Raw genomic sequence first — 24,266 nt, forward strand, 5'->3', positions numbered from 1 at the left:
TGAACATGCTGAAGCTTTCTTTGGGGCCCTTGCTCTACTACTGGCCGCGCGCCACCGTTTTCGAGTTTTACCAGCAGATCGCCACCACGGCCGTCGATATCGTGTACCTGGGCGAAACCGTCTGTTCGCGCCGGCACGAGGTGCGCCTGGCCGACTGGCTCGATATCGCCGACATGCTGGCCGCCGCCGGCAAGGAAGTGGTGCTGTCGACGCAGGCGCTGATCGAGGCGGGTGCTGAACTGGCGACCCTGCGCCGCATCACGGGCAATGGCCGCTACGGCGTCGAGGCCAACGACATGGGCGCCGTGCACTGCATGGAAAAGGGCGCGTCCTTCGTCGCCGGCCCCCATCTGAACCTGTTCAACGGCCCCAGTTTGCAACTGCTGGCGCGCCTGGGGGCGCGGCGCTGGGTGATGCCGCTGGAAATGGGGCAGACGGCGCTGGCCGAGATGCAGCGCCAGAAACCGGAAGGGCTGGAGACGGAGGTCTTCGCCTACGGCCGCATGCCGCTGGCGTTTTCCGCGCGCTGCTTCACGGCGCGCAACCGCAACCTGCCGAAGGACGATTGCGGCTACAGCTGCTTGGAAGAGCCGGACGGTCTGCTGCTGCGCACGCGCGACGAAGTGCCGTTCCTCGTGTTGAATGGCACGCAGACGCAGTCGGCGCTCGTCTACAACCTGGTGCGCGAACTCGACGCCATGCGCGACATGGGCGTGTCCGTGGCGCGCATCAGCCCGCAAGCCATGCATACGGAACAAGTCATCGCCATCTTCGACCGCGCCCGCCGCGGCCAGGTCAGCGGCATCGGCGCCCAGGCCCAGCTGGCGGCTTGCCAGCCGGCCGGCGCCTGCGACGGCTACTGGCACGGCCAGCCTGGCATGGAACAGCACCAGCACGCCGCCCATTGAACGCATCGAAAGGAAGCACCATGCAAGATCAACTGGAAAGATTGCCCGTCCCGGCCAAGCCTCCCATGAGCAAGCCCGCCGCGTCATACCGGCTGCCCGAACCGCTGGCCGAATTGCTGTCCAAGCTGCCGCCGTATCCCGCCTCGTGGCTGTTCGTGCAAGGCTTGAACCGCCTGCTGGCGCCGCAATTGCCCGACGACGTGCGGCGCAGCCTGGAAGGGCGCAGCCTGCGCTTGCGGCTGCTGGACGCGGGCATCGCCTTCGATTTCGAGTGGCAGGGAACGGTGTTTGTGGCCGAGCGCTATGTGGACGTGCCGGACCTGTGCATCGCCGCCAGCGTGCATGACTTGATGCTGCTGGCGCGGCGCCAGGAAGATCCGGACACGCTGTTCTTCAGCCGCCGTTTGAGCCTGGAAGGTGATACGGAACTGGGCTTGCTGTTCAAGAATACGCTCGATGCCATCGAGCTGCCGCCGTTCGACCTGCAGGCGCTGGGACCGCGCCGGGTGCTGGCGCATCTGCGCGACCGGGGCGCGCGGGGAGGGTAGGCGGAGAACTGGCTGCGCGCAGTGGCGGCACTCAATGGCGGCAGTGGCCGCAGGCGCCGCTGCACGAGGCCAGCTGTACTTCATCCGTTGCTTCGCCCATGAAGCCGGCGTCGTTGACGGCGGCCAGCAGGCGTTCCTGCGTGGCCAGGCGTTCGTCGAATTGCACCGTGGCGCCGTGGCGCGCCAGCGAGACGCAGACGGTGGCCACGCCCGTGACGGCTTCGAGCGCGCCCGTCAGCCTGTCGGCGCAGCCTTCGTGATCCATTCCAATAATATTCAAGCGCGCTGTCTGCATGTGTTCCTCTTGTTTTTCAGATAAAAAAACAGCGTAGGCGAGGGGCGCGCATGCCGTCCAGAGCCGCACGCAATATTTATTTTCTATTTGCGGTTTTATTGATCTGGATTAATTCCAACCGCTGCTGGCCAGCCTGAAAGTGCTGTTGTTTTATACACGGTCGCCGTATTCCAGTCGACAAGCGTGCTCTGCTGCGTGATACTGTCATTCTGATAAGTACGCTGATGAAAGCGCTGGAAAGGAGGGCCCATGCAGCGCCGCCCCCTGCTCAAGCTTGCCGCCCTGTGGCCGTTGGGCGCTGCCGCCGCCGGCAAGTCGTCGCCGCTGCCGCTCGTGTATCCGCGCCACCAGGCGATCGATGATCCGCAGCAAGGCTATGTGACGGCCTTGCTGCAACAGGCGCTGGCCCGTTCGGGCCCGGCCTATGCCTTGCGCCGTTCCGCGCTGCGCATGGTGCAGACGCGAGCGATGCAGGAAATCGCCACGGCGTCGGGCAGCGTCGATGTCGTCTGGACGATGACGAGCCGCGCGCGCGAGACGCAATTGCTGCCGGTGCGCATCCCCATCGACCGCGGCCTGATCGGCTGGCGAGTGGCCCTGATCCACGCGCGCCAGCGGCAGCTGCTGCGCGACGTGCGCAGCATCGCCGCCCTGGCGCGGCTGTCTGCCGGCCAGATGCGCGACTGGCCCGACTCGACCATCCTGCAGGCGAACGGCTTGCGCCTCGATACCTCAAGCACCTATGAAGGCCTGTTCCAGCAACTGGCTGCCGGGCGCATCGACTACTTTCCCCGTTCCGTGATCGAGGCACAAAGCGAGCTGGCCAGCCATGCGCAATTGCCGCTGGCGCTCGATACTCACCTGGTCATCCGCTACCCGGCCGCGCTGTACTTTTTTGTCGGCAAGCACCGGCCGGAACTGGCGCGCCATATTGAAATCGGGCTGGAGAAGATGCTGGCCGATGGCAGTTTCGCGCAGCTGTTCCAGCGCCATTTCGGCCGCTTCGCCGATGGCTTGAAATTGTCCCGGCGCCACGTGCTGGAGCTGGCCAATCCCGACCTGCCCGAAGAGACGCCTTTGGTGCGCAAGGCACTTTGGTATCGTCCAAAACATTACTAATAGTTTTATTGATCAGTGTCAAACAAGCGCTTCAATCGTGCGCACGATGTTTGATGAAACGCAAAGCGAGTTCAACAGAACACCTGTTGACATAAATAGAATCTTCGCCGAACATAATTCCACGTTGCAACACTTTTGCAATACGTTCCCAGCACAAGCGGTGATACGCAGGTGTCGTGCGGGACCCGTGCGCCCGTTCAACAGCCAGCTGCCGCCAGCCGCCGAACGCTCTGTTCCCTTGTAACCATCCGTTATCTTTTCGAAGGTTTGCCCATGCTCGAGTCGATCACGTCGGTATTGCACCAGGTGCCGGAACTGGCCCTGTTCCTGGCGCTGGCGCTCGGTTATGCGGTAGGGCAGATACGCTTCGGTCCCATCCAGCTGGGCGGCGTGTGCGGCACCCTGATCGCCGCGCTGCTGATCGGCCAGCTGGGCATCACCCTGGACGCCAGCGTCAAGAACGTCTTCTTCATGCTGTTCATCTTTGCCCTCGGCTATGCGGGCGGTCCCCAGTTCTTTGCCAACCTCAACGCCAAGGGCTTGCGCCTGGGCTTGCTGTGCCTGATCGAAGTGGTGGTGGTGCTGGCGCTGGTGCTGCTGGCCACGCGTTTCCTGGGCCTGGATCAGGGCACGGCGGCCGGCATGATGGCGGGCGCGGCGACGGAATCGGCCGTCGTCGGCACGGCCACGGACGCCATCTCGAAACTGGCGCTGCCGGCCGCCCGCATCGCCGAACTGCAGGCCAACGTGGTCACCGCGTATTCCATCACGTACATTTTCGGCCTGATCGCCATTGTCATCGCCACCAGCCAGATTTTTCCGCTGCTGCTGCGCGTCAACCTGCGCGAGGAAGCCGATAAATTGTGGGAAAAGATGGGCGGTGCGCAGACCGACGGCGACGGCGTGCAGGCGACGCCGGAAATGGTGGGGCGCGCCTATCGCATCAGCCGCGGCGCGGGACGCCGTCTCGACGCCTTGCAGCATATTTTCGCGGGCCGCGCCAGCATCACGCGCGTGCGCCGGCATGGCAAGGTATTGCCCTTGGAACCCGCACTGCGCCTGCGCAACAACGACGAAGTGCTGGTGATCGGCCACCGTCCCGCGCTGGTGGCGGCCGAGGCCATCCTGGGCGAGGAATTTGCCGACACGACGGGGTTGAACATGGCGGTTTCCGCCGTCGAAGTGGTGCTGCAGCAAGCCGCGCTCGTCGGCCAGCCCTTGCGCCAGCTGGCCTTGCCTTCGGGCGTGCACGTGGCGGCCGTCGTCCGTGGCGAGCACAGCATGCCGCCGCTGCCCGACCTGGCATTGCAGCGCGACGACGTGCTGCGCCTGTACGGCACGACGGAAGGGCGCGAACTGAACACGGCGCTGGCCGCCATCGGCAAGCGCGTGCCGACGGGCGACCGCAGCAATATCGTCTACGCCAGCATCGGCATCGTGCTCGGTGTGTATATCGGCGGCTTCAGTGCCAAGCTGGGCGGCATCCCGTTTTCGCTGGGCACGGGCGGCGGCGCCTTGCTCACAGGCCTCGTGTTCGGCTGGTACCAGGCGCGCAAACCGGGCATGCCCGGCATCCACCCCAGCGCGCTCGACATGATGAAGGATATCGGCCTGGCCACCTTCATCGCCTGCGTGGGCCTGGCGTCGGGTCCGCAGGCGATCGACCTGATCCGCCAGTACGGCCTGTCGCTGCCGCTGATGGGCGTGCTGATCGCCGTCATCCCCGCTTCGCTGTCGCTGCTGGTCGGTCACTTTTTCCTCAAGCTGGAAGCGCCCGTGCTGCTGGGCGCCATCGCCGGCCAGCAGTGCAGCACGCCGGCCCTGTCCGCCGTGCAGAACGCGGCCGGCAATTCCACGCCCTTGCTCGGCTACACGATTACCTATGCCATCTCGAACGTGGTGCTGCCCCTCTTGGGGCCGCTGATCGTGGCCCTGGCCGGGTCGGTGCACGCATGAGCGGCCTGCAAGAGCATAAGCAGTAAAGAATTCCTTCAACATGAAAGGCGGTCCGCATGGAATGGTTGCATGAGTTATTCAAGAAGTCGCCTGAAATTGCCTTGTTTCTCTCCCTGGCAGTGGGTTACTACATCGGCAAGATCAAGTTCGGCTCGTTCCAGCTGGGCGGGGTGGCCGGTTCATTGCTGGTGGCGGTACTCGTCAGCCAGGTAGGCGTCGCCATCGATCCTGGCGTCAAGTCGGTGCTGTTCGCGCTGTTCATTTACGCGGTCGGCTATGAAAGCGGCCCGCAGTTCTTCAATTCGCTGGGGCGCCAGTCCGTGCGCGAAATCATCCTGGCCGTCGTGCTGGCCGTGACGGCGCTGCTGACGGTGGTCATCCTGGCCAAGATGTTCGACCTGGACAAGGGCCTGGCGGCCGGCGTGGCGGCGGGCGGCTTGACGCAGTCGGCCATCATCGGCACGGCAGGCGACGCGATCACCAAGCTGGGCCTGGCGGCCGACGAGGTGGCGCGCTTGCAGGGCAATGTGGCCGTCGGCTATGCCGTCACCTATGTGTTCGGCTCGTTTGGCGCCATCATCGTTTGCGTCAACATCTTGCCAAAGCTCATGGGCCGTACCATTCGCGAAGATGCGATCAAGGCGGAAACGGCGCTGCAGGCGGGCGTGCAGGTGCTGGGACCGGGCCAGACGCCGGCCGCACCCGACTTGATCGGCCGCATCTACGACGTGGGCCCCGGTGCCGGGCGTTCCGTCGAGGAGATCGAAAGCGCCCATCCGAACACGGCCATTACCATCGAGCGCGTGAAACGCAATGGCCAGATCATCGATGTCAGCCCGGACCTGGTGCTGGCGGCCGACGATATCGTGCTGCTGGTGGGCCGGCGCGAAGCCATGCTCAGCGTCTCTTCCCAGCTGGGCAAGGAATTGCTTGCCGTCGAAGGCATGGAACTGGTGATGCAGCGCCGCGACATGGTGCTGACCAACAAGGCTTACCACAACAAGACGGTGGGCGAGATCCGCAGCGCGACGGCGCCGGGTGTGCGTCACGGCATCTTTGTCGTGCAACTGAGCCGTATGGGCAAGATTTTGCCGATGCAGGCGGAAACCGTCGTGCAGACGGGCGACGTGGTGACCATCTATGGCGCCGAGCAGGACGTCAAGCGCGTGGCGGCCGAAGTGGGCTATATGATCGTGCCGAGCGCCAAGACGGACTTCGTCTACATGGGCGCCGGCCTCGTCGTCGGCCTGCTCGTGGGCTTGCTGGTGGCGCGCATCGGCTCGATTCCGCTGACCCTGGGCAGCGGCGGCGGAGTTCTGCTGTCGGGCCTGGTGTTCGGCTGGTTCCGCGCCAAGCGCCAGACGTTCGGCTACATGCCCAGCGGCGCCGTGCAAATCTTGAAAGACTTGGGTCTGGCCGGCTTCGTTGCCGTCGTCGGCCTCACGTCCGGACTGCAAGCCGTGCAAACCGTGCGCGAACACGGCCTGACCCTGTTCGGCGTCGGCGTGGTGGTGACCATCCTGCCGATGATCTTGACCATGCTGATCGGCCGCTACATCTTGCGCTATGACAACGTGGCCGTGTTTGCGGGCGCCTTGTCCGGCTCGCGCAGCGCCAATCCCGCGTTCGGCGAAGTGCTGAACGCGGCGCAAAACTCGATTCCCACCGTACCGTTTGCCATCACGTATGCCTTGGCCAACGTTTTCCTGACTTTGCTGGGGCCGCTCATCGTGGCCTTCGTCTGAGTCTGCAAGAACCCTGCACATTGTCTGTCTAAAGGAGTAGCACACATGGATTTCAGTAACCCAAGCAAACTCGCCCTGTTGAGCCCATTCGAATTGAAGGATGCGCTGATCCAGACGGCCAAGCAAAGCAACCGTTTGATGCTCAATGCGGGCCGCGGCAACCCGAATTTCCTGGCCACCACGCCACGCCACGGTTTCTTCCAGTTCGGCCAGTTCGCCATGACGGAAGCGGAACGTTCCTATGTGTACATGGACGACGTGGGCGGTTTCCCCACGCGCGACGGCATCGAGGCGCGCTTTGAAATCTTCGTGCGCAAGCATGAAGGCAACCCGGGCGTGCATTTCATCGAAGCGGCCGTGTCGTATGTGCGCGACCAGCTGGGCTTGAGCGCGGGCGACTTCCTCTACGAGATGTGCGAAGCCATCCTCGGCTGCAACTATCCCGTGCCGGACCGCATGCTGCGCCTGTCCGAGAAAATCGTCGGCCAGTATATCCACCGCGAAATGGTGGGCGACCATCCCTTCGTTGGCAACTTCGACATGTACGCCGTCGAAGGCGGCACGGCCGCCATGACGTATCTGTTCGCCAGCCTGAAATCGAACCACATCATCCAGGAAGGCGACACGATCGCCCTGGGTATGCCGATCTTCACGCCGTACATCGAGATTCCCCAGCTGAACGATTACAAGCTGAACACCGTGCACATCGATGCGCCGCAATCGAACAACTGGCAATTCACGAAGAAGGAACTGGACAAGCTGCTCGATCCGAAAGTAAAAGCTTTCTTCCTCGTCAACCCCAGCAATCCACCATCCGTCAAGATCGATGACGACACCCTGGAATACATCGCCAAGATCATCAAGAAGCGCCCGGACCTGATCATTCTGACCGATGACGTGTACGGCACCTTTGCCGACAATTTCGTCTCGCTGTTCGCCATCTGCCCGTTCAACACCATCCTCGTGTATTCGTTCTCGAAATACTTCGGCGCGACGGGCTGGCGCATGGGCGTGGTGGCCACGCATGAAGACAATGTGCTCGACGCCAAGATTGCCAAGTTGCCGGAAACCATCAAGAAGCAGCTCGATGCGCGCTACCACTCGATCACGACGGAGCCGCGCGCGCTGAAATTCATCGACCGCCTGGTGGCCGACAGCCGCACCGTGGCGCTGAACCACACAGCCGGCCTGTCCACGCCCGTGCAGGCGCAGATGACCCTGTTCTCGCTGTTCTCGCTGATGGATGAAGAGCAAAAGTACAAGCAGTCGATGAAGCGCATCGTGCTGCGCCGCAAGGAAGCGCTGTACCGCGAACTGGGCTTGCCGATGGTGCACGACGCCAATTCCGTGCGCTATTACCACTTGCTGGACATGGAATCGCTGGCCGCGCAGATGCATGGCGTGGAGTTTTCGCAGTGGCTGCTGAAAAAACTGAAACCCAACGAAGCGCTGTTCCGCCTGGCCGAGGAAACGGGCGTCATCCTGCTGCCGGGCCGCGGCTTCGGCACCACGCACCCGTCCGGCCGCGTATCGCTGGCCAACCTGAACGAATACGACTACGCCAACATCGGCCGCGCCATCCGCAACATGGCGTCCGAGTTCTTTGCCGTGTTTGAAAAGGAAAAAGAGAAGGGCGGCAAGAAGGCGAAGAAATAATTAGTTTGGTAAAGGCTTGACCGCAACGGGCGCCCCGCAAGAGGCGCCCGTTTTCATGTGCCAGTCCAGGTAACCAATAGTGCAGGCTGGAATGGACATCCGTAGATATAATTGCTATTGTGAAAGTATAAACATGGCAACCCCGTGCTTTCCCCTCATTCATTGACTGGACGCTACATGGGCAGATTGCAAGGACACTTATCATTATTGCTGGCCGGCGCGCTGGGCGCGGCCATGCCCGCCCAGGCGGAACCGCTGACCTTTAACGAAGCGCTGCAGCAAGCGGCCAAGGCTTCGGGCGCCGTGCAGGGCGCCGCGCTCGACGTGCGCGCAAAAACACTCAAAGCCGAGGCGCTATCGAATATCGATGGTCCATCCGTGGACTTGACGGCGTTTCGCGGCCGTTTGTCGACGGACCTGAATATCGATACGAGCGGCCTGGCCGGCGTGGTGGGCGGCATCGAATCCGTGCTGCCGCCGATTCCCGGCTTGCCCACGCCGCATATTCCCAATTCCCTGAACCGCGAAGTGGTGACGGATTTGACGTCGTTCGGCTTGCTGGGCATGTGGCCCATCTACACGGGCGGGCGCCTGGACGCCGTCAAGGGCCTCGCATCGAGCCTGACCCTGGCCGCGCAGGCCGAGCGCACGGAAGCGGAAGAGCAGCTGGCCACCCTGGTGGCGCAGCGCTATTTCCAGTTGCTGCTGGCCAAAAGAGTGGTGGCCGTGCGGGCCGAAGTGACGGCTGGCGTGACGCAGCACCAGCGCGACGCGGCCAGGCTGGAAAAGGGCGGCCTGATTTCGCGCGCGGAACGCCTGCGCGCCGACGTGGCCCTGGACAGCGCCCGCAGCGACGAGGCGCAGGCCCGCAGCGACGAGGAAATCGCCCAGGTGGCGCTTGACCGCTTGCTTGCCGTCAATACACAAGTGCTGCCCAGCACGCCGCTGTTCGTCAACAGCTTGCCCGTCGGCACCTTGCAATCGTTTATCAGCAAGGGCATGCGCGAAAACGCGAACTGGAAAAAGATCGACAGCAAGCGCGTGCAGGCAGAGCAAGCCTTGAAGCTGCATGGCAAGGAATACGCGCCCACCGTGTTTGCCATCGGTAACTACAATCTCAATCGCGGTAACGAAAAGCTCGTGCGCTCGAACTGGGCCATCGGCCTCGTCGTGTCCGTGCCGCTCGTGCACCGCATCAATACGGGCAAGATGATCGCCGCCGCCAAGCTCGACCAGGAGCGGGTGGAAGTGGTGGCGCGCCAGGCCGAGCGCGACATTCCCACCCTGATCGAGAAGAACTGGCGCGCGCTGGAAAACGCCCGCATCCAGTATTTGTCAACGGCCTCGTCGGTGGAGCTGGCGCGCGAGAATATCCGCTTGCAAACGGTGGCTTTCCAGCAAGGGCAAGTGACGTCGCTGGAAGTGGTCGACGCGCGCCTGAACCTGGCCAAGGTCGAAACCCAGCGCGCGCAGACGGCTTATAACTATGTGATGGGGCTGGCGCAATTGCTGGAAGCGACGGGCGAGACGCAACGCCTTGGCAGCCTGGCCGCCGCGGCCGATATCCAATTACCTGTGGACAAATAATAATGAGTACCTCCAAAAAACCCTTGGCCATCGGCGCCACCGTCATCGTGCTGGCCTTCGTCGGCTGGGGCTTGTACCAGGCGTTCCAGCCGCAGCGCCTGCCTTTGCAGGGGCAGATGGATGCGCAGGAAGTCACTGTCTCGTCGAAAGTGCCGGGCCGGGTGGGCGAGCTGTACGTCAAACTGGGCCAGACGGTGCCGAAAGGCCAGCTGCTGTTCCAGCTGACGAGCCCGGAAGTGGATGCGAAGATTGCGCAGGCCACGGCCGCCACCCAGGCAGCCGAGGCCGTGGCGCAAAAGGCGCAAGCCGGTGCGCGTCCGGAAGAAGTCGCGGCCGCGAAAGCCAACTGGGAGCGGGCCCAGACGGGGGCGACCATCGCCAAGACAACCTACACCCGCGTCAACAATATGTATGAGCAAGGCGTGATCGCCCAGCAGAAACGCGACGAGGCGCAAGCGCAATGGCGCGCCGCCGACCAGCTGGCGCAGGCTGCCCGGGCGCAATATGACATGGCGCAAAAGGGCGCCCGTCCCGAAGACAAGACGGCCGCCGCCGCCCAGGCGCGCCAGGTGGGCGCCGTGCTGACGGAAGCGCAGATCGCCCTGGCCGAAACGAAGATTGCCGCGCCGGTCGCCGGGCAGGTGAGCAAGATCCAGATACAGCCAGGCGAGCTGGCGCCGCAAGGTTTCCCCGTGATTACCCTGGTGAACCTCGACGACGCCTGGGCCGTGCTGCAAGTGCGCGAAGATGAAATGGCCGCGTTTGGCATGGGCAGCACGCATACGGCCAATGTGCCGGCGTTGAAACAGCAACTGAGTTTCAAGGTCAGCTCCGTGGCCGTGCTGCCGGACTTCGCCACGTGGCGCGCGGCCCGTCCGGGCGGCACGGATTTGCGCACGTTTGAAATCCGCTTGCGTCCCGCCATCAAGGTCGAGGGCTTGCGTCCTGGCATGTCGGTCGTGTTTCCACCGCTCTGATACTAGATGAACGAAGCGGATAAAGAGCCGGTTTCGACGCTGGCACGCGAGTGGCGGCGCTTGCGCGGCGACTTCTGGGACTTTGGCATGCTCAGCTGGATTCCGGTCGTGCTGTGCGGCATGCTGTGGCTGGTGTTTTCGGCCGGCATCGCGCGCGACTTGCCCATCGTCGTCATCGACAACGATAACTCCACCTTGTCGCGCCAGCTCACGCGCTGGCTCGACGCCTCGCCCGGCATCAAGGTGGCGGCGAAAGTGGCGTCCAGCGACGAAGCCTTGCATCGCTTGCGCGAGCGCACGGCGTTTGGCTACCTGCTGATCCCCGACGATTTCGAGCGGAAGCTGCTGGGCGGCCGGCAAGCCACCGTGCAATGGCTGTACAACGCGCAGTTTTCCTCGCACGCAGGCGCCTTGCTGCGCGACGTGCGCACGGTCAGCACGACCTTGTCGGCCGGCATCGAGATGACGGCGCGCGCAAAAAAAGGCATGTCGGGCGTGCAGGCTGCCGCCCAGTTCGAACCGATACGCACGACCTTGAACAGTTTATACAATGAAAACATCAGCTATGAAGCGTTTCTGACCCTGGCCCTGATGCCGGCCATGCTGCAGATTTTCATCGTCGTCGCCATCGTCACGAGCATCGGACGCGAGTTGCGCGACGGTACGGTGCCGCAATGGCTGGCCTCGGCCCATGGCAGCTGGCTGCGCGCCATCGGCGCCAAGCTGCTGTTTCCCCTCATCGCCTACTGCGCGCTGGCGCTGCTGTACTTGCTGTTCTTCAGCCTGGCGCGTGGCTGGGCCGTGGCGGGCAGCTTGCCGGCTTTGCTGTTGAGCATGCTGCTGCTGGTACTGGCCTATTGCGGCCTGGCCACCTTGCTGATCGCCGCGACCTTGTCGCTGCGTCTGGCGCTGTCGGGCGCGGCCTTCATCACGGCGCCGGCGTTCGCGTTTGCGGGCCAGGCCTTTCCCTTGATGGCCATGCCGGCACCGGCCCGCGCCTGGGCGGAAGCCTTGCCGCTCACGCATTATCTGCAGCTGCAAACGAAGTACTGGCTGGCTGGCGCGCCGTGGCGTTATGGCGTGCAGGAAATGCTGATACTGGCCGGTATCGCCATCGGCTGCGGCGCTGTGAGCGTGTTCCTGCTGGCGCGCCGCGCAAATGCCCCGGCCGCCTGGGGACGCACATGATGTGGAAATCCTTCCTCGCCACCTGGCGCGCCATGCTGACGGACAAGGGCGCGCTGACCTTGCTGTTCATCGGCGGCATCATCTATTCCTTCTTCTATCCTTTGCCGTACTCGACGGAAATCGTCCAGCGCGTGCCCGTGGCCGTCGTCGACCAGGACCGCAGCGCCATGTCGCGCCAGCTGACGCGCTTTGCCATGGCCCATCCCTCGCTGCAAGTGATCGCCGTCACGCCGGACCTGCCCGTCGCGCAGGATTTATTGTGGCGCGACGAGGTCATGGGCGTGCTGATCATTCCCGACGGCTTGCAGACGGACGTGCTGGCCGGCCGCGCCGCCCACGCGCAAGTGGCGGGCAACGGCTTGTATCTGATGCTCAACAAGGTGGCCTTGAATGGCCTGGCCGAAGTGGTGGGCACGGTGTCGGCCGGTATCGAATTGAAACGTCTGGGCGCGGGTACGCCATCGGGCATTCAGGCCAATGAGCAGCGCTCGCCCATCGCCTTCGACGCCTTGCCCCTGTTTAACGTCAAGGAAGGCTATGGCGCGTATGTCGTGCCGGGCGTGGCTACTCTCATCGTGCAGCAGACCTTGCTGATCGGCATGACCATGCTGTTCGGCACCTGGTACCAGCGCAAGAGTTTCCCCGTGGCAGGCAAGCGCACGGCGGGCGGATATATGGGCATGCTGCTGGCGTTTGCCTGCGTGGCTTTCCTCAACTGCTGCTATTTCTTCGGCTTTGTCTTCTGGTTCCAGGATTATCCCCGTGGCGGCAACTTCGGCGGCATGCTCTTGCTGCTGGTGCTGTTCTCGCTGGCGGAAGCGGCGTTCGGCATGCTGCTGGGCATGCTGTTCCGCACGCGCGAACGGGGCACGCAGCTGATGATCGCCACCTCGATGCCCGTGCTGTTCCTGGCGGGCCTGACCTGGCCCGTGTCGTCCATGCCCGTCGTGCTGCAATGGCTGCGCTGGCTGCTGCCATCGACGGCCGGCATCCAGGGCTTTGTCGCGCTGAACCAGATGGGGGCCTCGGTGTATGAAATCCGCCATGAAGCGGCGGGCTTGCTGGCCTTGCTGCTGGCCTGCGTGGCGCTGGGCTGGTGGCGCTGGCGCGCCGAGGCGCCAGCGACCATCGTCCAGCAAGGATGAGCATGAAACCAGGGAAAGAGCTGGAGCCCCAACTGCCGCATCGTTAGCAACGGGATCCATCAAGCTTTCTGCAATGCCGCCAGCAGCAGCTGGCAAAAACCGTCACGCACCGGGTCGGGCAGGCTGTCATTGGCCCGCAGCAGGCTGTCGACGCGGGGCAACGGTGCCAGCCGTTCCAGTGCCGCGTGCCGGTGCACGCCCTGGCCCAAGTTGCGTGCATTGACCACCGCCATGCCCAGGCCGGCGGCGATCGCGGTCAGCATGCCCGCCACCGATGGGCATTCCAGGCCCACGCTCCAGGCCATGCCGGCCTGGCCCAGCTTTTCCTCGGCCAGTCGGCGGTAAAAGCAGTGCGGCCCGTAGGTGATCAGTTTGACGGTTTCTCCCGGCAAAGCCTGCTCTGCCGAGGCAGCGCACCAATGCAGCGTTTCTGTCCATAACAGCGTGTCGCCCGGCGCCGCCTTGCCGGCAAAATCCTGGTGCAAAATCACATCAAGCAAGCCGTCGGCAAAGCGTTCGCGCAATACCTGGCTTTGCTCCACCACCAGCTGCACATCGACCTTGGGGTGGTGATGCGAGAACTGCGACAGCACCGCGCACACGTCGGCCAATGAAATCTGCTCCGTCACGCCAATGCGCAGCCGGCCTTGTATCGCCGATGGCGAAAAATGGGCGACGGCGTCATCGTGGGCGTCGAGTATGTTGAGCGCATGCCGCAGCAGCACGGCTCCCTGGTCGGTCGTGCCAAACAGCCCGCCGCTGCGCGCCAGCAGCTGGCAATCGAGCTGCTGCTCCAGCCGCTTGATTTTCCAGCTGACGGCAGACTGGCTCAGATGGAGCAAGCTGGCGGCCTGGCTCATGCTGCCGGTTTGTACCACTGCCCTGAATACACGCAGGGCGTCGACGGATAGACGTAAATTCATGGGTTATGACAAAAGTTGGATTGAAAATAAAAAGAATGTCACTGGCGTCATGTCCAGTCTAGCCTTAGCCTGCAGGTTCTGCAAACAAAAGGACATCTGATGAGGAGTCAAGAACCGCTGTTGAATGGCCACGCCCTGATCCACGGCCAGCGTATCGCCACCGGCATCCATGGCGCAGGCACGCCGCTGGTGCTGGTGCATGGCACGCCGGCGCACAGCATTATCTGGCGCGCACTGGTGCCGCTGTTCGTCGATGCCGGTTTCCACGTGCACCTGTATGATTTGCTGGGCTTCGGACGATCCGAGCGCCCCGTCGAAGCCGATACCTCGGTAGCGGCGCAGGTGACCGTGCTGGCGGCCTTGCTCGACCACTGGCAACTGCCGACCACCCACTTGTTCGGCCACGATATCGGCGGCGCCATTGCGCTGCGCCTGGCGTTCGACCATGCGGCGCGCCTGCGCAGCTTGAGCATCGCCGACGCGCCCAGCTACGATTCCTGGCCATCGCCTACCTGGAAGCATCTGCGCGATGACTTCGCCCGGTATGCTTTGACGCCGGCCAGCGAGCATCGCGCCACGATGGCGCGCCAGCTGGGCATGGCCGTTTTTCACAAGGACACGATGCAGGGCGAGCTTCTGCGGTGTTACCTGGAGCCGCTGTGCGGCGTGGTGGGGCAGCCCTCGTTCTACCAGCACCAGGTGGCGCACTATAACGCCTGCCATACGATGGACTTTGCCGAAAAACTGCCGCAATTGACCTTGCCGGTACAGGTCTTATGGGGCCGGCAGGACGAGTGGCAGCCGGTCGCGTATGGCCATCGCCTGCAGCGCGATATTCCCGGCGCCACCTTGCACCTGTTTGACGAGGCCGGGCACTTCCTGATGGAAGATGCGCCAGCGGCCGTCGCGGCACAAGTGATCACGTTTATTCATCAGATGGAGAGGAGGGGGCCATGATATTGATCGGAATGCTCGATTCGCCTTACGTCAGGCGCGTTGCCATTGGCATGAAAGTGCTGGGTCTGGAACATGAACACCGGCCCTTGTCGGTGTTTTCCGATTTCGACCAGGTACAAGCGATCAATCCTGCCGTCAAAGTACCGACCTTGGTCACCGGCGACGGCCAGGTGCTGATGGACTCGACCCTGATCCTCGCATATCTGGAGGAATTGGCCGCGCATGCTCCCCGCATCAGGCCTGAGCCGGAGCCTGCACGCCTGCGCGCGCTGTGCCAGACCAGCTATGCTTTGGCAGCCTGCGACAAAGCCGTGCAGATCGTCTATGAGCGGCGCTTGCGCCCGCAGGAAAAACAGCACCAGCCCTGGCTGGACCGCGTCCAGCTGCAGTTGCATGGGGCCTGGCGGCAGCTGGAAGCGTCACTGCGCGAAGAGGCGCCGGACTGCCTGAGTATGGCCGGCATCACCATTGCGGTGGCCTGGAGTTTTGCTCAGCAGATGGTGCCCGACGTGATGGCGGCCGGCGACTATCCGGCCGTGGCCGCGCTGACGGCGCTGGCCGAGCGGCAGCCGGTGTTTCTGGCTACGCCGATGGCGGGCTAATCTGCTTTCATCCGAACCGGTGCTTGCAGGCGGCTTGTGCAATAATTTCATTTCCTTAACGGAAGAGTATTGCCATGCCGTCTTTTAATCTGTTCCAGCGCCTGTCCCAGGCCCCCACCAAACCCAAGTCCGCGCCCGTTGCGCGGCAGTTCGACGTGGCCGACCTGTACCAGGGACCCATCGCGCTGGGAGCGGAAGGCGAGGCGCAGGCGCGGCCTTTCGATGAAAAGCTGCGCCAGGCCTACTTCTGGATCGTCAACCACGCCATCATCAGTCCCCATTACGACATCGAGTACAACGATGGCCCGTCGCAGACGTATTCCGTGGGCGACAGCCGCCGCACCCTGAATCTGCCGTCGGCGCAAAGCTATTCGAGTTTTATCCTGCTGCCGCTGCTGACGTTCGCCACGCGCCGCAAATGCCTGTTCGTCGGCGGGCCGGGACGGGGCAAGACGGCCAGCGCCTTGTTGATGGGCGTGCTGGCCGGCTCCACCGTCAAGGAAGTGAAACGCGCCATGCAGCATGGCCACCCGCAGATGACGGTGGCCGATTTGCTCGGCAATCCGCTGCCGGCCGATTTGGTCAACGCGCAAAGCATGGACGATATTCGCATCGCCTGGCGCGCCTGGCTGGGCATGCGCGTGAAAATCGTCGATGAATACAACCGCATCCCCACGCGCACGCAAAGCGCGCTGCTCACCGTCATGGGCGACAATTACGCGGAAGTGCTGAACCACATTTACGAATGCCCGGAAGCGGCCTGGTACCTGACGGCCAACGACGACCAGGGCGGCGGCACCTACCAGGTGATCGAGGCGCTGCGCGACCGGGTCGACGTGACGGTGCAGGCGCTGGCCTTCAATCCCCGCTTTTTAAATGAACTGCTGCTGCGCGTGGAAGAAAACGTGCGTCCCGAAGAGCTGGTGCCGCCCGATATCATCTTCACGGAAGGCGAAGTGGACCAGATCGGGGAGGCGATCCGCCAGGTGGGTATCCCCGACGCCGTGCGCCGTCGCCTGGAATTTTTTGCCAGCCAGTTCGAGCTGTTCGAGACGGCCGGCGGCCAGTTCGAATACATGACCAAGGACACGGCCCGCCTGGCCGGCGCCGACCGGGGCCAGGCGCAGGCGGCCGACAATGGGCGCGACCGTTTGAAGGATCTCGGCTGCCAGACCCTGAACGGCATCTCCGTGCGCACCCTGATGGCGCTCATGATCTACGCCAAGGCCATGGCTTATTTCCGCGGCAATGGCGAAGTGGAGCTGGAAGACTTGCGCCAGGTGCTGCCATTCGTCCTGCATAACAAGCTGCAGCCGGACCCGGACGCGCCATTCTTCGCGCTGCCGGAAAACGCCGCCTACCGCAGCGACAGGCTGGGCTGGCTGCGCCGTTTATTCGATCTGTCGAACGATGAATTCAACCGCCTGGACCTGGACCGCGACGATCCTGTCGGCATGCTGTCGGCCGAATTCGACCTTGGCCTCGACGGCGTCAGCGAACGCGAAACCCTGGCGCGTTTGAACCGCATCGAAAAGCTGATCGCCGAACGCACGAAGGGGAGAAAACTGTATGGTCCTTTGTACGACGACCTGTTGAAACTCAAGTACCTGCACCAGCGCTATACCAACTACCGCAGCTGGCTGCGTTCGCAATGAGCGTCCTGCGTTGTCAAGGCTTCCTGGAAGCGCTGGCCCTGCTCAATGGCGAAGCGAGCGACCTGTGCGCCAGCTACGAGTTGCAGCGCCTGCCCGATGCGCCCGATCTCGCCACGGCGCTGGGTTTGCGCGTGGAAGATTATGCCTTGCACGTCATCGCCCCCGCGCGCGACTTGCCGGCCGCCCTGTGGCATATCCATACGGTGCCGTGCGGGCGCGCGCAGCTGGAGCAGGTGTGCCAGCGCTGGTTTTTCTCGTCGCGGCACATGCAGGCGGCGCCACCGGGGCGCTTCCGCGCGCAGCTGGTGGCCTCCTTCATGGAATCGATCGACGACGCGCTCGGTGGATTTTTCCTGTACGCCGTGACGATGGCGCCACCAATGTGGTACGCGATCCACTGGGACGAGATCGCGTTCGAGCGCGATGGCGAACGCTATCTGCTGCACTTTTCGCATAGCGACTGACGGGCCGCGATGATTTCTCCTGCTTTTGCCTCGATACTCGCCAGCGGCCGCGCCCAGTTCAATGCGCGCGCAGCGGAAGCGCGCCGGCGCTTTCCCTCGCTCGACATGGCCGCCTTTGGCGCCTTCTTGCACGATGGCGTCGATCCGCTGGTGCTGGCTGTGGCCGCCGCTGCGCCCGAGCGCGTGGGCGGCGTCACCCTGGCCGCCTATGATATGGCCTTGGAACTGGTGGGCCACGGCCTGGCCGGCCCGGCCGCGAAAAACCCGTTCCTCAATACCGTGTGGTGCGAACTGGCGCCGCAGTTTGCGCCGCTGCTGGCGACGGCCCCCGTCGACGTGCTGGGCATGCTCAGCAACGCCGCCATCCACATAGCCTCTGTGGCGGGGGCGCGGCCCGCGCAATGGCAGGTCGGGATGGCTGCCGTGGCGCCGCAAGTCGGCAGCGTCGCGCAACTGCGCGCCGTGGGCCAAGTGCTGGCCTGGCGCGCCGGCGTTGCGCATTTCCGTATGGGCGCGCTGGCCGCCGCCGACACCTTGCCGCCAGCGCTGGCGCTGGCCGCGTTTGGCGAACCGGGTGCGCAATGGCCGCAGGTGCGGGCGCAGTTGCTGGACTATCCCTGGCGCGGCAATGCCGAGGGCAGGGAGTTCGGCAGCTTCAGCGGCCTCGGTGGCGATTTCGGCACGCCGCCGCAAGTGCGCGCAACAAACGACGGTTTTATCGTGCGCAGCGCCGAGCGCCATTACCTGCTGGTGGCCGACGCCTATGGCGCCGTGCTGCACAGCGCCACGGCACACGAGTATGAGCAGGCCAATACCGGCATGCCGCCGTCCGTGCGCCTCGATGGGACGACCGTGCATATCGGCGCGCGCAGCATCGCGCTTGACCTGCCTGCCGGCGACATCGCGCTTGCCGCGAATGCGCATACGCTGGCCATCTCGTCGCCGTGGACGCACGCGATCCGCCTGCTGCCGCTCGCATGAAGACGACCGCCGACACGGTACTGATCGACAGCTGGCGCGCCGCCTGGCCCGAGGCCCTGGCCGTGTGGAGCAAATTTACGCGCTTGCGCGACCCGAACCTGTGCGCCAGCCGCGTCGAAGCCAGCAAGCAGGGCTTGTCCGGCAGTTTCGCCATGATCCGGCTGCTCGATCAGAGCGTCGTGGTGGACTTGCCGCTGGTGACGGAGCTGGGACTGGACGACTATGCGCTGGAAGTGCTTGCCCATGAAATCGGCCACCATATCCTCGCGCCGGGCAGCGCAAGCGACCAGTTCCGCCTGCTGGCGCGCATGCGCCGCGCCTTGCCCACCTTGGAGCAGCACGCGCCCATGGTGGCCAACCTGTACACGGACCTGTTCATCAACGACCGTTTGCAACGCCAGGCGAACCTGCGCATGGCCGATATCTACCGCAAGCTGGAGCAGGGACGCACGGCGCAAGCTGACGCCAAGGACAAGGCCAGCGGCGGCGTATGGACCCTGTACATGCGCATCTATGAAAACCTGTGGCAGCTGGAAAAGGGTGAGCTCGGTGGCGGCGAGGCTGACGAACGGCAGGACACGGACGCCTGGCTCGGCGCGCGCCTGATACGCGTCTACGCGAACGACTGGATGCTGGCGGCGGGCCGCTTCGCCACCTTACTGCTGCCTTACCTGGTGGAAGACACGGATGCCTTGAGTCCGAGCCGCTATCTGCTCGACACACGCGACGCGGCCCGTGGCTGCCAGACGTATGGCGCGCAGCAGATCGAGGATGACGAGGCGGACGGTGCCATCCATCCCGTGCACGACAAGCGCATCTCGGGCCTCGATGGGGATGAGTCGCCTGCCGAGCCGGCGGCCAGGCAGGGCGGTGGCCAGCTGCGCGAACCGTTCGAGCTGGGCGACATTCTAAAGGCGTCGGGTGTAGACCTGAGCGACCATGAAATCGCCATCCGCTACTACCGCGAGCGGGCCTTGCCGCACCTGGTCTCATTCCCCAGCCGCCCCGCGCCCGAATCGCAGGAACCGCAGATGGAAGGGCTGGAGCCGTGGGAAATCGGCGACCCTCTGGAAGACATCGACTGGCTGCAATCGGTGATGCAGTCGCCGCGCCCCGTGCCCGGCGTGACCACCGTGCGCCGCGTGTATGGCCGCGAACCGGCGCGCGCCATGGACGCCGTGCCCGTCGACCTCGACATGTACGTGGACAGCTCCGGTTCCATGCCGAACCCGCAGGCACACACCTCGTTTTTGACACTGGCTGGCGCCGTCATCGCGCTATCGGCCTTGCGCGCCGGCGCGAAAGTGCAGGTGACCCTGTGGAGCGGCAAGAACGAAGTGATGCAAACGCCGGGTTTCGTGCGCGATGAAGACATGATCCTGGGCGTGCTGACGGAGTTTTTTGGCGGCGGCACCTGTTTCCCCATCCACTGCCTGCGCCAGACCTATGCAGCCAAACGCGAACGCCCCGTGCACATTTTGATGATTTCCGACGATGGCATCACCACCATGTTCGACAACGATGAACTGGGCAACAGCGGCTGGGATATCTCGGCGAAAGCGCTGGCGCAGGGCGGCGCGGGCGGCACCATGGCCCTGAACCTGGAGCGCGCCTGGGAGGGCGCGGCGGCCAACAAGTGGCTGCAGAAAACCTATGACGATTTAAAGCGCGCGCGCCGCGAGCAGGGCTGGGATATCCACGCCGTCGAGCGCTACGAGGACTTGCTGGACTTTGCACGGGCGTTCAGCCGGCGCCACTATGTTTAAATCCGGGGTCAGACCCGCCGGGTCTGACCCCAGCCTTTGCTTTTGGGGCTAAATTTGCGCATCACTGTATTAAGAAAAGGCCCATGAATATCTCTGGTCCCCACCTCGAAACCCTGACCCACCGCTTGGCCGACACGCCCGTCGAATTCCTCGCCGAGCCCCGCATTGCCGGCGTCGCCAATGCGCAAGCCGTGGCCGTGGCCGCGCTGGTCAACGACATTTTGCTGCTGCATGGCGCGCGTGCGCCGGCCGCGTCCTTGCAGGGGTTTATCGGCGCGCAGGTGAAGGCGGACCGCAACCGGCTGGCGCTGGCCATGATCGTGTGCTGGCTGCTGGCCGACGACTGGTTCACCGGCCAGCAGTTGCCGCAGCCAGCCTTGCTGCAAGTGCTGGGCGAGGCGGCGCGCGAATTGGCCGCCGCCACGCCGGCCCACCAGTTCACGCAAGACCCCGAGCGGCGCGAGGAACTGGCGCGCATCGTGCTGGCGCGCCTCGGTTTTCGACCCCGCGACGAAAGCGTGGCGCAGGCGACGGACAGATTGTCCGCCATCAGCGGCACGGAACGCCGCCGTCTGCTCGAAGCGAGCCGGCTGGCCGAGCAGCGCGCGCGCGAAATCCGCGAAGCGCTGGCGAAAAAGGCGGCCGAGGAATCGGCCGACAAGTGGTCGCGCGAATGACGCTCGCTGGCAAACCTGACGTCAACCTGCCTGGCGGCGCCTGGGAATCGGACCGCGACTACTGTCCCACCCTGACGCCCGCGGGCGCGCGCATGCTGGCGCACTTGCGCAATCATCCTAGCGCCCCTGTCTACCGCAACCGCAGCGGCAACAAGCTGCTGGCAGCGGAGGTCGAATCACTGCGCACCTACGAGCAGGAAGTCATGGACGCGGTAGTCGCTTGGGGCGCCGATGCGCCGCCGCCCTGGCTGGCCGATTTTCTCAGGACGGTCTACGCCACAGTGCCGCATTACCGCGCCTGCGGCTCGCCACCCGCGCGTCTCGCGGACGTGGCGCCCATCAGCCGCGCCGAACTGGCGCACGACATCGCCGCCTTCGTGCCCGACGATGCGGACCTGGCGCGCATGATCAACTTCCAGACGACGGGCACCACGGGCCACCCGCTGCTGATCGCTTCGCACCCGCTGGTGGCGGGCCGCTACCTGGCCTTCCACAAGCGCGCGCTGCGCCGCTTCGGCGTGACCCTGCGCCATGGGGCGGGACAGGTGGGCGTGATGCTGCTGGGGCACCAGCGCCGCTGCTTCACCTATGTCTCCGTCACGCCCACGATGAACGAATCGGGCCTGGCGAAGATCAACCTGCACGTGGACGACTGGCGCGACCCGGACGACCGCGCGCGCTACCTGGACGCCATGGCGCCGGAGTTGATCGCGGGCGACCCCATCTCGTTTGCCGAACTGCTGACCCTGTCCATGACGCACAAGCCGGCCGCGCTGATGTCCGTGTCGATGATGCTGTTGCCCGGCATGCGCGCGCGCCTGGAAGCGCGTTTTGGTTGTCCCGTGCTCGATATCTATTCGCTCAATGAAGTGGGGCCCGTCGCCGTCCACGACGAACAGGCGGGCGGCCACGTACTGCTGCAGCACCGGCTGTACGTGGAAATCCTCGATGCTGCGGGCCAGCCCGTGCCGGAGGGCGCGCGCGGCGAAATCACGGTGACGGGCGGCTTCAATTTCTGCCTGCCCCTCGTGCGCTACCGCACGGGCGACTACGCTTCGCTGGCGCATGGCCCGCACGGCCCCGTGCTGGTGGGGCTGGCGGGCCGCAGCCCTTTGCGCTATCGCACGGTCAACGGCGAATGGATCAACAATATCGACATCACCCACGCCCTGAAACCGCTGGCCATCGCCCTGTTCGGCGTGCACCAGCATGGCGACGGCGCCATCGCACTGCGCCTGGCGCCGGGCGCCATGCCGCAGGCTGACCGGGCGCGCGCCTTGCTCGCGCCTTTTTTCGGCGCCATCACGGTCGAGACTTTGCTGGCGGAAGACAAGATCATTCAATACACCTCGGATTTGCAGGAAGCGGCAGCATGAACCTTTACAAGCGCGGCCTCGTGGTCGGCAAATTCTGCCCGCTGCACCAGGGCCACGAACTGTTGATTCATCATGCGCAAGACGCCAGCGAAGAACTGCTGGTGGTCAGCTACACGAAACCTGAATTTCCCGGCTGCGAGCCGACGCGCCGGGAACGGTGGCTGCGGGCGCAGTTCCCCCAGGCGCACATCGTTGTGCTGGATGATGCGCGCCTGGCTGCCCTGTGCGCCGCGCGCGGCGTGCCTGCGCGGATATTGCCGCACAACGACGACGATGGCGACGCGCATCGCCACTTCATGGGCTGGCTGTGCTGGACGGTGCTGGAGCGGCCCGTCGATGCCGTGTTTACCAGCGAAGACTATGGCCCCGGTTTTGCACAGGTACTGGAACGGCACTGTGCGAGCGGGCCGGTGGCGCACGTGAGCGTGGACCAGGCGAGAACGTTGGTGCCCGTGTCCGGCACCGTGGCACGGCAAGACCCGCATGCGCACAGCGCCTTCCTGTCGCCCATCGTGCGCGCCGATTTTGTCACGCGCGTGTGCGTGCTCGGTGGCGAATCGAGCGGCAAGACGACCTTGGCGCAAGCGCTGGCGGCGCATTTCGAGACGGCCTGGGTGGCCGAGTATGGCCGCGAATTGTGGGAAAGCCAGGATGGCGTGTTGGCGTATGATGATTTGCTCAAGATCGGCCGCGAGCAGCTGCGCCGCGAAGCGCAGGCGGTGTTGGCCGCGCGGCGCTGGCTGTTTTGCGATACCTCGCCCATGACGACGTATTTCTACTGCGTCGAGATGTTCGGCAAGGCCGAACAGGAACTGGCGCAGCTGGCCGAACACGGCTACGACCTGGTGCTGCTGTGCGCGCCCGACTTTCCCTTCATCCAGGACGGCACGCGCCGCGACGAGGATTTCCGCGCGCGCCAGCACGCGTGGTACCAGGACGAGCTGGCGCGGCGGGGCATTGTCTATGTCAATGTGTCAGGCACGGTCGCAGACAGGGTCGGACAAGTCGCCCAGTTGCTCGCACGTAGGTCGGATTAGGCCCGAAGGGCTGTAATCCGACATCACCACATGCGTCAACAATGTTGTCGGATTACGCGCTCGCGCGCTAATCCGACCTACGTCGTAAAAGCTGTGTTCACGGCTTTCAGGATTTCATCGGAAAATGCTTCATCGTCGACGGCGCGCGCCAGCGCCACGGCGCCCACCATGGCCGACAGCATGACGATGGCGTCCTGGCGCGCGTTGCGCTTTTTCTGCCACGGGAAATGCGTGGCCAGCTTACCGATGATGGCTTTCAGGTGGAAGGTGAAGGCAGGGCGCACGGCAGGCTGCTTGCGCGCGTCGCCGGCCAGCGCCGCCAGCAGACAGCCTTCGCCCGGTGCGTCGCGGTGGGCCGCGCTCACGTAATCGCGCACGTACTGGCGCATCGTTTCCGGGCTGATGGTCGCCGCATCGAGCGTCACGCGCGAGTGTTCCGAACCGTGCAGGGTGCTTTCCGCCATCAGCGCTTCCTTCGAGGCGAAATGGTTGTAGAAGGGGCCGTGCGTGAGTCCCGTCGCCTGCATGATCTGCCCCACGCTGACGCCGTCGTAACCCTTTTCACGGAATAGCCGCGCCGCCTGCGTCAGGATGCGCTGGTGCTTTTCGGCGGTTTCTTCGGCGGGATAACGCATGGCAAGCTCCTGATCGCAATTCAAAAAATAATGGTTGACATCATACATGATGTTCGTCATGCTTCAACA

General features: G+C 64.2%; 22 protein-coding genes. 19 read left to right on the forward strand and 3 right to left on the reverse strand.

Annotated elements, in window-relative coordinates; translation table 11 throughout:
- Positions 1-5 precede the first annotated feature (5 nt).
- A complete protein-coding gene (locus JAB6_RS20180; protein ID WP_070304404.1) occupies positions 6-908 on the forward strand; it encodes a U32 family peptidase in 903 nt (300 codons plus the stop codon).
- 20 nt (positions 909-928) lie between these two features.
- Positions 929-1,456: an SCP2 domain-containing protein gene (locus tag JAB6_RS20185; RefSeq protein ID WP_083292851.1), complete on the forward strand. Its 528-nt coding sequence runs from the start codon at positions 929-931 to the stop codon at positions 1,454-1,456.
- A 31-nt stretch (positions 1,457-1,487) separates the two neighbouring features.
- Here the strand turns inward: JAB6_RS20185 and JAB6_RS20190 are convergent, their stop codons facing one another.
- Entirely contained in the window at positions 1,488-1,751 is a 264-nt protein-coding gene (locus JAB6_RS20190; RefSeq protein ID WP_070304264.1) for a heavy-metal-associated domain-containing protein, read from the reverse strand.
- Between the two features lie 249 nt (positions 1,752-2,000).
- On the opposite strand from JAB6_RS20190, the gene JAB6_RS20195 reads away from it, so the two are divergent.
- The 8 genes from JAB6_RS20195 to JAB6_RS20230 all read left to right on the forward strand — a co-directional run bounded on the left by JAB6_RS20195 (position 2,001) and on the right by JAB6_RS20230 (position 13,124).
- On the forward strand, positions 2,001-2,870 hold the full coding sequence (locus JAB6_RS20195; protein WP_070304265.1) for an ABC transporter substrate-binding protein: 870 nt from the start codon (positions 2,001-2,003) through the stop codon (positions 2,868-2,870).
- A gap of 273 nt (positions 2,871-3,143) precedes the next feature.
- On the forward strand, positions 3,144-4,826 hold the full coding sequence (aspT, locus tag JAB6_RS20200; protein WP_070304266.1) for an aspartate-alanine antiporter: 1,683 nt from the start codon (positions 3,144-3,146) through the stop codon (positions 4,824-4,826).
- A 56-nt stretch (positions 4,827-4,882) separates the two neighbouring features.
- Positions 4,883-6,571: an aspartate-alanine antiporter gene (gene aspT, locus JAB6_RS20205; RefSeq protein ID WP_034757016.1), complete on the forward strand. Its 1,689-nt coding sequence runs from the start codon at positions 4,883-4,885 to the stop codon at positions 6,569-6,571.
- Positions 6,572-6,616: 45 nt separating this feature from the next.
- Positions 6,617-8,227, forward strand: coding sequence for a bifunctional aspartate transaminase/aspartate 4-decarboxylase (locus JAB6_RS20210; protein ID WP_070304267.1), 1,611 nt, complete (start codon positions 6,617-6,619; stop codon positions 8,225-8,227).
- A 177-nt stretch (positions 8,228-8,404) separates the two neighbouring features.
- On the forward strand, positions 8,405-9,814 hold the full coding sequence (locus tag JAB6_RS20215; protein WP_254671714.1) for a TolC family protein: 1,410 nt from the start codon (positions 8,405-8,407) through the stop codon (positions 9,812-9,814).
- A gap of 2 nt (positions 9,815-9,816) precedes the next feature.
- Positions 9,817-10,791 carry an HlyD family secretion protein gene (locus tag JAB6_RS20220; protein WP_070304269.1) on the forward strand — a complete coding sequence of 325 codons (975 nt, stop codon included), beginning with the start codon at positions 9,817-9,819 and terminating at the stop codon, positions 10,789-10,791.
- A 6-nt stretch (positions 10,792-10,797) separates the two neighbouring features.
- Positions 10,798-11,979 (forward strand): ABC transporter permease, encoded by a 1,182-nt coding sequence (locus JAB6_RS20225; RefSeq protein WP_070304270.1) that lies wholly within the window; start codon positions 10,798-10,800, stop codon positions 11,977-11,979.
- Complete coding sequence (locus JAB6_RS20230) at positions 11,976-13,124, forward strand: ABC transporter permease (RefSeq protein ID WP_070304271.1); 1,149 nt, start codon at positions 11,976-11,978, stop codon at positions 13,122-13,124. The genes JAB6_RS20225 and JAB6_RS20230 overlap by 4 nt, the downstream gene beginning before the upstream one ends.
- Before the next feature lie 59 nt (positions 13,125-13,183).
- Here the strand turns inward: JAB6_RS20230 and JAB6_RS20235 are convergent, their stop codons facing one another.
- Positions 13,184-14,047 (reverse strand): LysR family transcriptional regulator, encoded by an 864-nt coding sequence (locus JAB6_RS20235; RefSeq protein WP_083292853.1) that lies wholly within the window; start codon positions 14,045-14,047, stop codon positions 13,184-13,186.
- 99 nt (positions 14,048-14,146) lie between these two features.
- Here JAB6_RS20235 and JAB6_RS20240 point away from each other — a divergent pair, with 99 nt between their 5' ends.
- The 9 genes from JAB6_RS20240 (at position 14,147) to JAB6_RS20280 (ending at position 23,562) form a co-directional block, all read left to right on the forward strand.
- Complete coding sequence (locus tag JAB6_RS20240; RefSeq protein ID WP_070304273.1) at positions 14,147-15,004, forward strand: alpha/beta fold hydrolase; 858 nt, start codon at positions 14,147-14,149, stop codon at positions 15,002-15,004.
- Positions 15,001-15,606: a glutathione S-transferase gene (locus JAB6_RS20245; protein ID WP_070304274.1), complete on the forward strand. Its 606-nt coding sequence runs from the start codon at positions 15,001-15,003 to the stop codon at positions 15,604-15,606. Before JAB6_RS20240 ends, JAB6_RS20245 begins: the two co-directional genes overlap by 4 nt.
- Before the next feature lie 74 nt (positions 15,607-15,680).
- On the forward strand, positions 15,681-17,261 hold the full coding sequence (locus JAB6_RS20250) for an AAA family ATPase (RefSeq protein ID WP_070304275.1): 1,581 nt from the start codon (positions 15,681-15,683) through the stop codon (positions 17,259-17,261).
- Positions 17,258-17,725 (forward strand): hypothetical protein, encoded by a 468-nt coding sequence (locus tag JAB6_RS20255; RefSeq protein ID WP_070304276.1) that lies wholly within the window; start codon positions 17,258-17,260, stop codon positions 17,723-17,725. The genes JAB6_RS20250 and JAB6_RS20255 overlap by 4 nt, the downstream gene beginning before the upstream one ends.
- A gap of 9 nt (positions 17,726-17,734) precedes the next feature.
- Positions 17,735-18,706, forward strand: coding sequence for a hypothetical protein (locus tag JAB6_RS20260; protein WP_070304277.1), 972 nt, complete (start codon positions 17,735-17,737; stop codon positions 18,704-18,706).
- Positions 18,703-20,472 carry a VWA domain-containing protein gene (locus JAB6_RS20265; protein ID WP_070304278.1) on the forward strand — a complete coding sequence of 590 codons (1,770 nt, stop codon included), beginning with the start codon at positions 18,703-18,705 and terminating at the stop codon, positions 20,470-20,472. The genes JAB6_RS20260 and JAB6_RS20265 overlap by 4 nt, the downstream gene beginning before the upstream one ends.
- Positions 20,473-20,555: 83 nt before the next feature.
- A complete protein-coding gene (locus JAB6_RS20270; protein WP_070304279.1) occupies positions 20,556-21,149 on the forward strand; it encodes a hypothetical protein in 594 nt (197 codons plus the stop codon).
- A complete protein-coding gene (locus JAB6_RS20275) occupies positions 21,146-22,525 on the forward strand; it encodes an AMP-binding protein (protein ID WP_070304280.1) in 1,380 nt (459 codons plus the stop codon). The genes JAB6_RS20270 and JAB6_RS20275 overlap by 4 nt, the downstream gene beginning before the upstream one ends.
- Positions 22,522-23,562 (forward strand): AAA family ATPase, encoded by a 1,041-nt coding sequence (locus JAB6_RS20280; protein ID WP_070304281.1) that lies wholly within the window; start codon positions 22,522-22,524, stop codon positions 23,560-23,562. Before JAB6_RS20275 ends, JAB6_RS20280 begins: the two co-directional genes overlap by 4 nt.
- Before the next feature lie 77 nt (positions 23,563-23,639).
- Here JAB6_RS20280 and JAB6_RS20285 read toward each other — a convergent pair whose 3' ends face one another.
- Positions 23,640-24,197 (reverse strand): TetR/AcrR family transcriptional regulator, encoded by a 558-nt coding sequence (locus tag JAB6_RS20285; protein WP_070304405.1) that lies wholly within the window; start codon positions 24,195-24,197, stop codon positions 23,640-23,642.
- Between the last annotated feature and the right edge of the window lie 69 nt (positions 24,198-24,266).

This window comes from Janthinobacterium sp. HH104 (assembly GCF_001758715.1).
Lineage (GTDB): Bacteria > Pseudomonadota > Gammaproteobacteria > Burkholderiales > Burkholderiaceae_D > Janthinobacterium > Janthinobacterium aestuarii.